Genomic DNA, 12,944 nt, shown 5'->3' on the forward strand with positions numbered 1-12,944 from the left:
ACGTTATCCTTATTTTTCCATTTCTTTTTCGACAAGCTGGATCAGGATGTGAATGATCTTGATGTGCACCTCCTGAATACGATCCGCATAGCCAAAATGTGGAACACGGATTTCAATGTCTGCCAAGCCTGCCATTTTACCGCCATCTTTACCGGTCAGCATAATGCTCTTCATGCCTTTCTCTTTCGCCGCATCAATCGCTTTCAGCACGTTACCAGAATTACCTGATGTCGACAGACCAAACAATACGTCACCTTTTGCGCCTACCGCCTGAACATAACGAGAGAAAACGTACTCATAGCCAAAGTCATTCGATACACAAGAAAGGTGGCTTGGATCAGAGATTGCGATGGCCGGATAACCAGGGCGGTTTTCACGGTAACGACCCGTCAGCTCTTCAGCAAAGTGCATCGCGTCACAATGCGAACCGCCATTACCGCATGACAGTACTTTACCGCCTGCTTTAAAGGAATCAGCCAGCAGTTTCGCTGCCGCTTCGATGTCTGCAATGTTCTTGTCGTCACTTAGAAACGCGTTAAGCACCTGAGCTGCTTCGTTAAGCTCTGAGCGAATGAGATCTTGGTACATGGGCAATTCTCTATTTATTGGTTTATTCGTCCATTACCAGCCGCGCTATTGATAGCGACCAGAAGGATTTATTAGCAGGGCAAGCGCCCGAAGATATGAGAAGCAGTGTACCCGCAAAAAGATGAAGCTGTCGATAATCTGCCTCACCTTATGCATCTCTCGTAAAAACAATCGTCTGAAAACTGAACACTGTTTCATTGTACTTCTCTGTGAAGTGAGGTGCACATTTTTACCGGTCACTGTTTTACATTCTCTTAAAAACCTGCTTACAATTAAGTGGTATGACCTCTTACCATTATAAGATTGGGTTGAAGGATAAGGAGAACCGAAAATGGCGACAACCCTGTACCTGATAACGTTTCTGGCACTGATGGCGATACTGGCGTATCACCGCGCTGGCTTGAAACTATTCACCGCCGCAGCAGCGGGAATGTTAATTGTTGGCTCTGTGATGGGCATTGTTGGCCAAATCAGCTGGCTGGTGTTCATCGCAATCGCCATTCCTTTGAACGTACGCTCATTCCGTGAGTCATGGCTGAGCAAACCTGCACTGAAGATGTTTAAAGGCGTGATGCCAGAAATGTCTCAGACCGAAAAAGAAGCTATTGATGCAGGCACCGTCTGGTGGGAAGCCGATCTTTTCCGCGGCGCGCCAGATTGGAACAAGCTGCATGACATTCCTGCACCTCGCCTGAGTGCTGAAGAGCGTGCATTCCTAGACGGTCCAGTCAACGAAGTGTGCCGCATGGTCAATGACTATCAGGTCACCCATGAACTGGCAGACCTGCCACCGGAAGTCTGGCAATACCTGAAGGACAACAAGTTTTTCGCCATGATCATCAAAAAGGAATACGGTGGTCTGGAGTTTTCTGCTTACGCACAATCATTGGTCCTGCAAAAACTGACCGGCGTTTCAGGCGTGCTATCTTCCACCGTTGGTGTGCCAAACAGCCTGGGTCCTGGTGAGTTACTGCAACACTATGGCACCACAGACCAGAAAGATTACTACCTGCCACGCCTGGCGAATGGCCTTGAAATACCATGTTTCGCACTGACAAGCCCTGAAGCAGGCTCTGATGCAGGCTCTATCCCGGATGAAGGTGTTGTCACTAAAGGCATATGGCAAGGCAAAGAAGTGCTGGGTATGTCCATCACCTGGAACAAGCGTTACATCACACTGGCGCCAGTCGCGACCGTTCTTGGTCTGGCATTCAAGCTGAAAGATCCGGAAGGTCTCCTTGGCGATCAGGAGGATATGGGTATCACCTGTGCGCTGATCCCTACGGATATTGAAGGCGTGGACATTGGCCGCCGTCATTTCCCGCTGAACCTGCCGTTCCAAAACGGTCCTACCCGTGGTGAGAATATTTTTGTTCCACTTGATTTCATCATCGGTGGTCCAGAAATGGCAGGCCAGGGTTGGCGCATGCTGGTTGAATGTCTGTCAGTTGGCCGTGGTATTACCCTGCCTTCAAACTCGACAGGTGGTCTCAAAACGGCTGCGCTGGCGACCGGCGCTTATGCCCGCATTCGCCGTCAGTTCAAATTGCCTATCGGTAAAATGGAAGGTATTGAAGAGCCATTGGCACGTATCGGTGGTAACGCCTATGTCATGGATGCCGCCAGTGCGTTGACCGTGGCTGGCATCGACTTGGGTGAGAAGCCGTCAGTCATCTCTGCCATTGTGAAATATCACTGTACCCATCGTGGTCAACGTGGCGTGATTGACGCGATGGACGTCGTCGGTGGCAAGGGTATCTGTATGGGCCCGAAAAACTTCCTGGCCCGCGGTTATCAAGGTGCACCGATTGCCATTACGGTTGAAGGTGCAAACATTCTGACCCGTTCGATGATCATCTTTGGTCAAGGTGCTATCCGCTGCCATCCATTTGTATTGGAAGAAATGAACGCAGCTTACAAAGAAGACGAGCGCGAAGCTTTGGCTGGTTTTGACCAGGCATTGTTTGGCCATGTTGGCTTTGTGATCAGCAATCTGGTTCGTTCGGTTTGGTTGGGCCTGACTGATGGCCGCACTTCCAGCGTGCCACGTAAAGACGAAACAGCACGCTACTACCAACAGATGAACCGCTACGCATCTAACCTGGCCCTGTTATCTGACATCTCAATGGCAGTGCTGGGTGGTAACCTGAAACGTAAAGAACGCCTTTCTGCCCGTCTGGGTGATGTTCTGAGCCAATTGTATCTGGCTTCGGCTACCATGAAGCGCTATGCCGACGATGGCTACCAAAAAGCGGATCTGCCTTTGGTTCACTGGGGCATGCAAGATGCTATGTACCAAACTGAAGAAGCTCTGGATGATTTCCTTGCCAACTTCCCTGCCCGTTGGGTAGCTGCGCCGCTGCGTGTTCTGTTATTCCCATTCGGCACGCGTCGCACCAAACCAAGCGATTCGCTGGACGGTAAAGTGGCAGCAATTCTGCAAACCCCAGGTGAAACCCGCAGCCGTATCGGCCGTGGTCAGTTCCTGGAAGCATCTGAGCACAATGCGGTCGGTAAGATTGAAAAAGCCCTGCTGGATATCCTTGCCGCAGAGCCTGTCTACCAGAAAGTGTGTGACTCGACGGGTCAAAAACTGCCATTTATGTTCCTCGACAAAGTGGCGGAGATTGGTCTTCGTGAGGGCGCAATTTCAGAGAAAGAAGCAGACATCCTGCGTATTGCAGAGGAAGGTCGTCTCGAAACTATCAACGTTGATGACTTTGATCCTGCAGAGCTCGCCGCAGCGAGCAAAACGTTGGATAAAGTGGTACACGCTGCCTAACGTCAAACCCGATAACGAAAAAAGGAGAAGCTTAGCTTCTCCTTTTTCTTTGCACGGAAAAAACGGATTAAGCCGCTTTGTCCGGTTCTTCCGGTGGCGGTGCTTCCAGTTCTTCTTCCGTCTCTGCAGCAAGCTTCTTACGCTTGATCATACGAACGACGAACCAGCCACCGACCGCCAAGATAAGCAGCAAGATGTTGCCACCAATAATGGTGATCATTGCCATCTTTCTGTCTGCTTCACGTTTCTCAGCCGCAATGCGCTCATCTTCTATACGCTTACGCTCCGCTTCTCGTTCTTCACGCTCGATCTTCGCCTGCTCGATCGCCTCATAATCTGCCACGGCAAACGTCTGCTCAGGAAGATGGAACATCAAAGGGCGTCCGGAAAGTTTATCCGTGCCATATAGCCATGCATGCCATTTATGACGCCCCGGCTCTTCGAAGTTATCGATATCGACCGTGAGCGCCGTGTAATCTTCGCCCGCAACGCCCTGATAGACAGATAACTTGCCATTGGGATCCGTAAACTCCGAATGAGCAGCAATGGAACCAGGCTCTATGCTTGCGGTATCAGACTCCACCAGAAGATGGTGAGGCAGCGCTTTTTTACGGCTTTGCTTAAAGGTCGCCATCAGTGGTGTTGGATACACCAAAACTTCCTGCTCCAGAGTGCGGAAAAACACGCCGTTACCTGAAGTGACTCGTGCGCGATATTTTCCAGGATGAGCATTCACAGGAAGCTCGACTGTAAACACGCCGTCACCTGCGTATTCATCCAACCCCGCCCCATCATCTTTGAATCGGCCCAGAGACATTTCCTGCGGGCGCTGATCCACCGGAATGTCATCCACACTTTCCAGATACTCTGTAAAGGTGACGGTTAACTCAACGCGGTCGAGAAAGTCCCTGAGGTTCAGTGGTACATCACCTTGCATTAACCGGGCGGTAAACTTAAGTGTCTCTCCTTGGTAAAGACGACTTGGAAAGTTATCTACCTTCATACTGAGTTCGGAGAGAATGCGGATTTTATTTTCAGGAGTGACTTTACCAATCGCCTGCCATGGGCCTGGCATTGGGTTTAGAATCGAAATAATGTCCATGTCTGGCTCTTTATGCCATGAAACATTATCGGGATGACGGAATTCATATAGCTTGGAGCCATCCGGCTGCACAAGCACAACCGGCTGACTGGGTTTTTGACGATAAATAACAAAAGCAACCTGAGTAATGGTGGAATCGATACGGAAACGATTATTCAGTAACCGTATGTCACGATCCGATGTCTGCTCCGCTGCGACGTTGAACGCCATCAGCAGAGTGAGCAGCAACCCAGCCCACCTTGTTTTCATACACTCTCCTGTTGCCTCCACAAACAGCTGCCATTCTTTTCGATGATATCGAGCTGCTTTTCATGTTCACTTAGTTCATCGGCAGAGGCACTGATAATCTTTAGTTTTTTCGTACCGGCTTCGACACGTCGAATGGCTTCACCGCCTCCGCCTTCTTCGTTCGAATCACTACCACTGAACTTAAGCGTTGTCTGGCCACCTGTCATCAACAGGTAAACATCAGCCAGAATCTCGGCATCGAGCAATGCGCCGTGTAGGGTACGGTGCGAGTTATCTATGCCGTAACGTTCACAGAGAATATCAAGGTTGTTTCGTTTGCCCGGGAAGATTTTCTTCGCCATGGCAAGGGTATCCGTAACCTTGCAGAAGTCGTCCGTCTTACCAATCGACGGATCCTGCATCTGGAATTCATAGTCCATGAAGCCGGTATCAAAGGGCGCGTTGTGGGCAACAAGTTCCGCGCCTTTGATAAATTCGAGGAATTCGGCATGAATATCGCCATATTCCGGCTTATCACGCAAAAACTCATCGGTAATACCGTGTACGGAAATCGCTTCCGGATCGATTTCTCGATCCGGTTTGATGTACACGTGGAAATGGCGACCGGTCAGCTTGCGGTTGATGATTTCCACCGCGCCGATTTCAATAATGCGGTGTCCTTCGTAATGGGGACCACCTTCACGGTTCATACCCGTGGTTTCCGTATCGAGAACGATAATTCTGTCGTAACTGGCTTTCATAGCGGCACTTGTGTCAGACTTGGCGATTAATTTCCACAGATACTAACAAATATGGTCAAGCAGGTAGAAATTTTCACGGACGGTTCTTGTCTCGGTAATCCGGGACCGGGTGGTTATGGCGTGGTCATGCGTTACAAACAACACGAGAAAGAGATGAGCGAAGGCTTTGCGCTCACCACCAATAACCGCATGGAACTGCTGGCGGCCATTGTGGGTCTGGCAAGCCTGAAAGAGTCCTGCAACGTCACGCTGACTACTGACAGTCAATACGTACGTCAGGGTATCACCCAGTGGATACACAACTGGAAGAAGCGTGGTTGGAAAACAGCTGACAAGAAGCCTGTAAAAAATGCCGACCTATGGCAACGTCTGGATACTGAAACCCAGCGTCATACTGTGGACTGGCAATGGGTGAAAGGTCACGCGGGCCACCCAGAAAATGAGCGCTGTGATGAACTGGCAAGAACCGCCGCAGAAAACCCGACAGGGCCAGACGACGGTTACATCCCTTCCGAGTAAATATCTCAACCGCCGGTACAGTAATTCACACTCACCGGCGACAACGATTTCTTAAGCTTCCACTTCGGTTTGATAGGTTTCAGTGGATAGGTTCGCTTACGTGCAACAATGAAATAGAGCGAGCCAATAGCAGGCAGAAGCCCCGAACAGGCATTTTCAAACCATACGCCACAAGTTCGGTGGCGTGTTGCTGGAATCAGTCCGAAACATGACATTTCCACAATTTCGTAGTTAAGCACCCCCAACCAGTCCCTCACCCGCAATGGCGTAAACATTCGCCCACTCCAAGGCAATTGATTCTTACGCCATGGGATTAATCGACCGATCCCCATCAAACTACTGGGATTTACTCCTGAAAGGATCAGGTAGCCATCGTCTATCATGACTCTGTCGATCTCACGCAGCAATCGATGAGGGTCATCCGTGTAATCGAGCTGGTTGGCGAGAATGCAAACGTCAAAGGCTTTGTCGAGAAAAGGCAGATCGTAGTTCTCGGCCTCCATGTTCCGCAAAGGATTGAGCTTGTCGATACAGACCTGATGCTGAATGTTACAATGCCCGGTCACCATCTCACAGCTGAGGCCACCAAGCTTTAGCATGTGATAACCGAACAGTCTGGGCAACCATTCGTCCAGCCGCGTTTGCACGTGCATACACGCCCATTCGCCGTGCGCGAATTGGTCCCAAGTGTACGGGTATTCCAGTGGACGTTGGCTGCGTGCTGGTTTCATAGTGTTTTAGAGTTATAGCTGGAGAGATTCAATGCTATCTGTAACAAGCATACCTGCATTCAATGACAATTACATCTGGCTGCTAAAAAATGATGACAATCATTGTGTTGTCGTCGATCCCGGTGATGCCAAGCCAGTACTTGAAACCCTTAACAATGAAGGGCTGACGCTGAATGGGGTACTGGTCACTCATCATCACAATGACCATGTTGGCGGTATCCGCACCTTGCTGGAACACTTCCCGGGCCTCTCCATTTATGGTCCAGCGACCGATCGTTTCCCTATGGTCAACCACCCCCTAAAACACGGTCAGAGTTTTACACTGTTCAACAGTGACTTTACAGTTTTCCACGTTCCGGGACATACGCTCGACCACATTGCTTATTATGCTGAGGGAATGCTGTTTTGCGGGGATACGCTATTTTCTGCAGGTTGCGGTCGGCTGTTTGAAGGCACCCCAAAACAAATGCACCAATCCCTGACACATCTGGCGTCTTTACCGGATGACACACTGGTGTTTTGTGCGCATGAATACACGCTTTCAAACCTGAAATTTGCTCTCGCGGTCGAACCGAACAATACTGCGCTTAACGAATATGTTGTTGAAGCTAAGGCACTTCGGGAGAAAAACATCCCCACTTTGCCGAGTTCGATTGGGAAAGAAAAGTGTATCAACCCTTTCCTACGCGCCCATATCGACAGTATCAAAGCGGCTGTAAGTCAAGGTGCGACTGACTCTACGGATACCGAAACTTTTGCGGCGCTCAGACGTTGGAAAGATGAATTTTGACACAAGTCACTTGTAAGCAAGAGTTCCGGCCGAGTATCATCATCGGCCATTTTTTGAAAGGTCAGAGATTAATGAAGTTCCGTTATGTGTTAGTGGGATCGATGTTCCTCGCAGGATGCCAGATTACCGGCCAAAGTGATGTCGCGACCACGACTAACACGCCAGAGCAACAGGAAGAAGCACTCCTAAAGACTGACATCGTTCAGACGCCAGTTGAAACCCAAAAGGTCGAGGAGACCACTCCTGTCATCACGCCTCAAACACAGGACGATGTCTGGGAACGGATTGCCATGCAACTCGAGATGCCCGTACCTGAAAACAAGCGCGTTAATTACTACCGCAACTGGTACTTAAAGCACCCGCAACACCTCAAAACAGTCGCCGAACGCGCTGAACCTTTCCTGTATCTCATCACTGAAAAAGTTGAAGAGCGCGGCATTCCACTCGAAATCGCGCTTCTGCCTGTCGTAGAAAGCTCATTTGATCAATTTGCTTACTCCCATGGCCGCGCAGCAGGTTTATGGCAATTTGTGCCAGACACAGGCCGCCGCTTTGGTTTGGAGCAAAACTGGTGGTATGACGGCCGTCGTGATGTCGTCGCTTCAACGGATGCTGCATTAGATTTGCTGGAATACCTTCACAAGAAATTTGATGGCGACTGGCTGCATGCATTGGCCGCCTACAACACAGGTGAGGGTCGTGTGTTCCGCGCGATTAGAAACAATAAAGCCAAAGGCCTTCCAACCGACTTCTGGCACCTTTCTCTTCCAAAAGAAACCAGTGGTTATGTGCCTAAGCTGATTGCTGTCGCAGATGTCGTGAAGAACAAAGAGCGTTATGGTTTAGACTTACCAGCCATTGCCAACAAGCCAGTTGTGGAACAGGTAGAACCTGGCGTACAGATGGATTTAGCGCTGGCCGCCAACTATGCAGGCCTGTCTCTGTCTGAGCTCCAAAGCCTGAACCCTGCGTATAACCATTGGGCGACAGCACCAGATGGTGCAAACCATTTGCTGCTACCTAAAGAAAATGTAGCTCGCTTTAATAGCAACCTAACGGAAAACAATAATCAGGGCGTGAAAGTGACCCGCTATAAAGTGAAAAGCGGTGATTCTCTGGGCCTGATTGCAAAACGCCACAATACAACAGTCAAAGTGATTCAACGTGCCAATAGCTTAAAAGGCACCAATATCCGTGTGGGAGAGCACTTGCTGATTCCTGTATCGCTGAAAGACGAAAGCCAATACACACTGAGTGCTCCACAGCGTTTAGCAAAACTCACCAGTAAACAACGCGGTGACATTAAACTCACCCACACAGTGCAAAAAGGTGATAGCTTCTGGACGATCGCCCGTAAACACGGCGTGTCACATACTTCACTGGCGCGCTGGAATGGTATGGCACCGAAAGATCCGCTGCGCATTGGTCAGGACTTGGTGATTTGGAAAAAAGCCGATGAAGGCGCACGTATCCGTACTATCTTCTACCAAATCCGTGAAGGCGATTCACTGAGTGGTATTGCTGCGCGCTACAAGGTGTCGGTGTCGGATCTGGTGAAATGGAACTCGCTGAAGAAGAACGCGTATATCCAGCCAGGACAAAAACTGAAGCTGTATATCGATGTCACCAAAGTAAGTGCTTAACTTCTAGTTAGTAAAAAAGCGCGCAGCGTTTTCGCTGCGCGCTTTTTTGTATCAACAAAATTGATTACATCACCATAGGGTGTCGCTTCATCATCCTGATACCTTCCCGCTTAAAGCAATCCACCACCGGGTTTTCTGCCATATCGGCTCGCCAAACAAAAGAGAGTGAGCGTGAAATATCCAATTCCGGTACATTCAACGCCACCAACTTTCCATCTTCAATATACTGCTCAACATCTAAGTAAGGTAAGCAGGTGACATAAGGCCCATTGGCAACAAGACTTCGGATAACTGGAATATGTTCATACTCGCGCCAAACATCAAGGTCAGCGATATGGCGAGAAATTGCGCTCTCAAATGCCATTCTTGTCCCAGAACCATGCTCGCGCAAAATCCACTGAGCCTGTTCCAACTGAGCCATACTCACCCGCTCCCTTTTAGCAAAAGGGTGATGGGCAGCTGCTACAATCGTTAGGTGATCCGTGCACCATGGCTCCTGATGCAGACGATTGTCATCTACACGACCTTCAATAATCCCAAGATCATAGCGGTAGTCCAATACACCCTGAATAATGGAGCTGGTACTTCGTACGCCTAAGGAAATTCGAATTTCTGGAAAGTCATTATCAATAATACTGATAAGGTCCGGAACCAAGTGTTCTGCTGGGGTTTGACTTGCCCCAAGACGGATTTCGCCGCTCAACAGGTGCTGGTCATAGAAGCCCATTTCAATCTGCTTGGCGTCTCTCAACAACCGCTTGGCCTTTGGTCGAAGCCATGCTCCCCAATGCGTCAGGATAAGACGCTTCCCTTTCCGTTCAAAAAGCGGCCTGCCCAACATTTTCTCGAGCTGAGATAGCGACATACTTGTCGCAGACTGGGTCAAAGCCAGTAAATCTGCTGCCTGACTGACGCTGCCGCAATCCGCAACCGCATCGAAAACAGCCAGTTGTTTAAGTGAATAGCGCATGACTTCCCTCCCCAGAAAAGCAGCGAACGTTAAACCTCTTTATTTTTATGGGTTTATTGTACTCACCCTAAAAAAATCATCAATAAAACTGAATACAAAACAAAGAATTATCAATTGTACTTGACCACTCCTTCACACTTAGTCTGAAAGGGAAGTCAGGTACATCGCCCGACTCGAAGAAAAAGGAAAACACCATGAAACAACTCAGGAGGGGAAGAAATGACAACTGCGTATTCTGATCACGACTTCGTCTCAGTGAAAGGCTTCTCTGCGGCTGAAATGATGTCCGAGGCAGAGCGGTATGCACTGAAGAAAATCAGCAAAAGAAGCGGAGCCACCATCAGTCTTGCTGTACTGGCTGGCGTCTTTATCGGCCTCGCGTTTCTTTTCTACATCACAGTTACCACGGGCAATAACAGCGCAAGTTGGGGAATGACTAGGCTGATTGGCGGACTCGCATTCAGTATGGGCCTGATACTTATAGTGATCTTTGAAGGTGAGCTGTTTACCAGCACAGTGCTTTCTAGTATCTCCTGGGCCAACAATCAGGTAAGCATCGGAAAGCTGTTCAGCACCTGGGGCAAGGTCTACCTCGGCAACTTTATCGGGGCGATGATTTTGCTAACGTTGGTAACAGCAGCAGGGCTATACCAACTGGATGGCGGTCAATGGGGGTTGAATGCACTCAATATCGCTCAGCATAAGCTCCACCACACTTGGCTTGAAGCTTTCACACTCGGCGTGCTCTGTAACATTCTTGTCTGCACAGCGATTTGGCTAACCTTTTGCTCTGCAAACCCTGTCGTCAAAGCCGTGATGACTATGCTGCCTGTAGCCATGTTCGTGTCCAGCGGTTTCGAGCACAGTATCGCCAACATGTTTATGGTTCCGCTGGGTATCGTCATTTCTCACTTTTCACCGGACGCTTTCTGGACGCAATTAGGTGTATCACCATCAAGTTACGCTGACTTAACTGTTTCCCACTTTGTCGTTAATAACCTTATCCCAGTGACGCTTGGCAACATTGTCGGTGGCGCTGTACTGGTTGGCCTTGCCAACTGGGGGATTTATACAAAGCAAATGCAACAACCTGAAATGCTGGCCGTAAACTCGCCAGTGACACTCAATAAAGCCAGTAAGGATTCTGCCATGATGAACAAAATGAAAGTTAAAGATCTGATGAATACCAGCCCTATCGTATTGAAAGCCACTGATCGCACTGTATATGCTATCGATGTGCTGCTTTCAAACCAACTGACTGGTGCTCCGGTTTGCGACAATCAACTGCACGTGGTCGGTTTCTTCTCAGTGCACGATGTGATGGTTAACCTATGGTGTGAGGATTACCTACCAGATGCAGAACAATGCGTAGGCGAACTGATGAATGATGATGTGACGGCTCTTAGCGCCAACGAAAGCCTGATTGATGTCGCTGAGTTTTTAGTCGTCGACAAAGAAAAAGCGTTTCCTGTTTCTGATATGGGTATTGCAACCAGCTTGAGCTATAAACCGCTTAAGGACCGCGTTCGTGAAGCGAAAATGAGTAAACCTCATATCCTTCCGGTGCTGGAAAACAATCGTCTGGTTGGCGTTATATCACGCTCCGATGTATTGAAGGCGATGCGCCCACTCTACAATGCGAATGAAACAATCAGCCAAATGTCGCAAGCAGTCTGAAAAAGAAAGGCAGCGTTAATCGCTGCCTTTTTCTTGTGCGTCTTCAAACACAAACCTCGCTTCGAGCTTTGCATGATCAGAGGCGGTAGTATCAATAGATTTAGCGTGTTGTAATTTCATCCCACGATAAAATACATGGTCCAGTGGATGACTGAAAACTCGTAGCCTTTCATCTGGCTGGAAATTCGCTTCCTGTAGCTCAATCGAACTTAACTTATCTCTCACGACAGACAGTCGTTCATTACTCCAGGTGTTTAAGTCTCCTGCAATAATCAAAGGCCCCTTAAGTGGCTCTACCGCTTCTACCAACACATCCAATTGCTCAGAATACTCAGTCACGCCATAAGTAAAATTGATACTGTGAAGGTTAATCACAGACAACACTTCCCCATTGGAAAGCGGGAAAGCACTATACAATGCACTCTTTGGTAATCGTAAGTAGGGTTCAACCTTGGTATAGGCGCAGACTTTCTCTGGAATAGCTTCAGACAAGGTCATCACGCCTGCGATTTCCCCATTAATCGCAAAAGCATAAGCCTGATTACTATGCCAGCCACTTTGTTCTAGATAGCTAAGCATTTGTGGTTTGGTTTGCGCTTCCTGAAGCAAAATAATGGTGTTGTCCGCCGCCAGCGACTTAAGTTCAGTATCCCAACCTTCCAACTGCTGTTTATAGATATTCCATACAGCAATGTTTAAAGGTTTCGATGCATCAATCTCCGAAGAACTTTTATACTCGCGGCATTTCACAGCACCCTGACCGGAAGCAAGCTGAGGTGAGTCAGGGACATCAACGAGAAAGTAGACGAGAGCAATGCCTAGTAGAAGAAATGCGGTAGAAAGAATAACCCAAAGGCTTCGAAGTTGATTCATAGTGCCGATTAGTGTTTGAGAGCTAAACCAGCCTGAAGGATACACATAAACCGTCACTCCCGCACAGGGATTTAAGAGCAAAGCCAAACACAAAAACGCAAAAAAGCCTCAGCATTTCTGCTGAGGCTTGAAGATGGCAGGGGTGGAGGGATTCGAACCCCCAACACGCGGATTTGGAATCCGCTGCTCTGCCAATTGGAGCTACACCCCTGTTGCTGTTTTTAAGAGTTAGCTTCTCTTTAAGAAGTGGCGGAGCGGACGGGACTCGAACCCGCGACCC

11 protein-coding genes and 1 tRNA gene are annotated in these 12,944 nt (G+C 48.9%); 5 read left to right on the forward strand and 7 right to left on the reverse strand.

The annotated features are described in order from the left end of the window. Positions 1 to 9 precede the first annotated feature (9 nt). Positions 10 to 588: a D-sedoheptulose 7-phosphate isomerase gene (gene lpcA / locus D515_RS09250; RefSeq protein WP_002537972.1), complete on the reverse strand. Its 579-nt coding sequence runs from the start codon at positions 586 to 588 to the stop codon at positions 10 to 12. Between the two features lie 331 nt (positions 589 to 919). Between lpcA and fadE the strand changes: the two genes are divergently transcribed. Further along, on the forward strand, positions 920 to 3,370 hold the full coding sequence (fadE, locus tag D515_RS09255) for an acyl-CoA dehydrogenase FadE (RefSeq protein WP_002537973.1): 2,451 nt from the start codon (positions 920 to 922) through the stop codon (positions 3,368 to 3,370). A 67-nt stretch (positions 3,371 to 3,437) separates the two neighbouring features. On the opposite strand, the gene D515_RS09260 is transcribed toward fadE, so the two are convergent. Together D515_RS09260 and dnaQ are read right to left on the reverse strand one after the other, a co-directional pair. Beyond that, positions 3,438 to 4,721 (reverse strand): TIGR03503 family protein, encoded by a 1,284-nt coding sequence (locus D515_RS09260; RefSeq protein ID WP_002537974.1) that lies wholly within the window; start codon positions 4,719 to 4,721, stop codon positions 3,438 to 3,440. Beyond that, positions 4,718 to 5,461, reverse strand: coding sequence for a DNA polymerase III subunit epsilon (dnaQ, locus tag D515_RS09265; protein WP_039849837.1), 744 nt, complete (start codon positions 5,459 to 5,461; stop codon positions 4,718 to 4,720). The genes D515_RS09260 and dnaQ overlap by 4 nt, the downstream gene beginning before the upstream one ends. A gap of 51 nt (positions 5,462 to 5,512) precedes the next feature. Here dnaQ and rnhA point away from each other — a divergent pair, with 51 nt between their 5' ends. Further along, positions 5,513 to 5,980, forward strand: coding sequence for a ribonuclease HI (gene rnhA / locus D515_RS09270; protein ID WP_039849839.1), 468 nt, complete (start codon positions 5,513 to 5,515; stop codon positions 5,978 to 5,980). A 5-nt stretch (positions 5,981 to 5,985) separates the two neighbouring features. Here the strand turns inward: rnhA and D515_RS09275 are convergent, their stop codons facing one another. Further along, positions 5,986 to 6,711, reverse strand: a complete 726-nt coding sequence (locus D515_RS09275; RefSeq protein WP_002537976.1) for a methyltransferase domain-containing protein — start codon at positions 6,709 to 6,711, stop codon at positions 5,986 to 5,988. 31 nt (positions 6,712 to 6,742) lie between these two features. On the opposite strand from D515_RS09275, the gene gloB reads away from it, so the two are divergent. Together gloB and D515_RS09285 are read left to right on the forward strand one after the other, a co-directional pair. Then, positions 6,743 to 7,501, forward strand: a complete 759-nt coding sequence (gene gloB, locus D515_RS09280) for a hydroxyacylglutathione hydrolase (RefSeq protein ID WP_002537978.1) — start codon at positions 6,743 to 6,745, stop codon at positions 7,499 to 7,501. A 71-nt stretch (positions 7,502 to 7,572) separates the two neighbouring features. Continuing rightward, on the forward strand, positions 7,573 to 9,144 hold the full coding sequence (locus D515_RS09285) for a lytic transglycosylase (protein WP_002537979.1): 1,572 nt from the start codon (positions 7,573 to 7,575) through the stop codon (positions 9,142 to 9,144). Positions 9,145 to 9,208: 64 nt separating this feature from the next. Here the strand turns inward: D515_RS09285 and D515_RS09290 are convergent, their stop codons facing one another. Next, positions 9,209 to 10,114 carry a LysR substrate-binding domain-containing protein gene (locus D515_RS09290; protein WP_002537981.1) on the reverse strand — a complete coding sequence of 302 codons (906 nt, stop codon included), beginning with the start codon at positions 10,112 to 10,114 and terminating at the stop codon, positions 9,209 to 9,211. A 219-nt stretch (positions 10,115 to 10,333) separates the two neighbouring features. Between D515_RS09290 and focA the strand changes: the two genes are divergently transcribed. Next, a complete protein-coding gene (focA, locus tag D515_RS09295) occupies positions 10,334 to 11,791 on the forward strand; it encodes a formate transporter FocA (protein WP_002537982.1) in 1,458 nt (485 codons plus the stop codon). Positions 11,792 to 11,806: 15 nt separating this feature from the next. Here focA and D515_RS09300 read toward each other — a convergent pair whose 3' ends face one another. Both D515_RS09300 and D515_RS09305 read right to left on the reverse strand, forming a co-directional pair. After that, positions 11,807 to 12,664 carry an endonuclease/exonuclease/phosphatase family protein gene (locus D515_RS09300; RefSeq protein WP_002537984.1) on the reverse strand — a complete coding sequence of 286 codons (858 nt, stop codon included), beginning with the start codon at positions 12,662 to 12,664 and terminating at the stop codon, positions 11,807 to 11,809. Positions 12,665 to 12,798: 134 nt separating this feature from the next. After that, positions 12,799 to 12,875 (reverse strand) — tRNA-Trp (locus D515_RS09305). Between the last annotated feature and the right edge of the window lie 69 nt (positions 12,876 to 12,944).

Source organism: Grimontia indica (genome assembly GCF_000333895.2).
GTDB classification, from domain to species: Bacteria; Pseudomonadota; Gammaproteobacteria; order Enterobacterales; family Vibrionaceae; genus Enterovibrio; species Enterovibrio indicus.

Bases quoted from the DNA above. Each gene is read 5' to 3' on its own strand.
- lpcA (WP_002537972.1), bottom strand. From the start codon at position 588: ATGTACCAAGATCTCATTCGCTCAGAGCTTAACGAAGCAGCTCAGGTG.
- fadE (WP_002537973.1), top strand. From the start codon at position 920: ATGGCGACAACCCTGTACCTGATAACGTTTCTGGCACTGATGGCGATA.
- D515_RS09260 (WP_002537974.1), bottom strand. From the start codon at position 4,721: ATGAAAACAAGGTGGGCTGGGTTGCTGCTCACTCTGCTGATGGCGTTC.
- dnaQ (WP_039849837.1), bottom strand. From the start codon at position 5,461: ATGAAAGCCAGTTACGACAGAATTATCGTTCTCGATACGGAAACCACG.
- rnhA (WP_039849839.1), top strand. From the start codon at position 5,513: ATGGTCAAGCAGGTAGAAATTTTCACGGACGGTTCTTGTCTCGGTAAT.
- D515_RS09275 (WP_002537976.1), bottom strand. From the start codon at position 6,711: ATGAAACCAGCACGCAGCCAACGTCCACTGGAATACCCGTACACTTGG.
- gloB (WP_002537978.1), top strand. From the start codon at position 6,743: ATGCTATCTGTAACAAGCATACCTGCATTCAATGACAATTACATCTGG.
- D515_RS09285 (WP_002537979.1), top strand. From the start codon at position 7,573: ATGAAGTTCCGTTATGTGTTAGTGGGATCGATGTTCCTCGCAGGATGC.
- D515_RS09290 (WP_002537981.1), bottom strand. From the start codon at position 10,114: ATGCGCTATTCACTTAAACAACTGGCTGTTTTCGATGCGGTTGCGGAT.
- focA (WP_002537982.1), top strand. From the start codon at position 10,334: ATGACAACTGCGTATTCTGATCACGACTTCGTCTCAGTGAAAGGCTTC.
- D515_RS09300 (WP_002537984.1), bottom strand. From the start codon at position 12,664: ATGAATCAACTTCGAAGCCTTTGGGTTATTCTTTCTACCGCATTTCTT.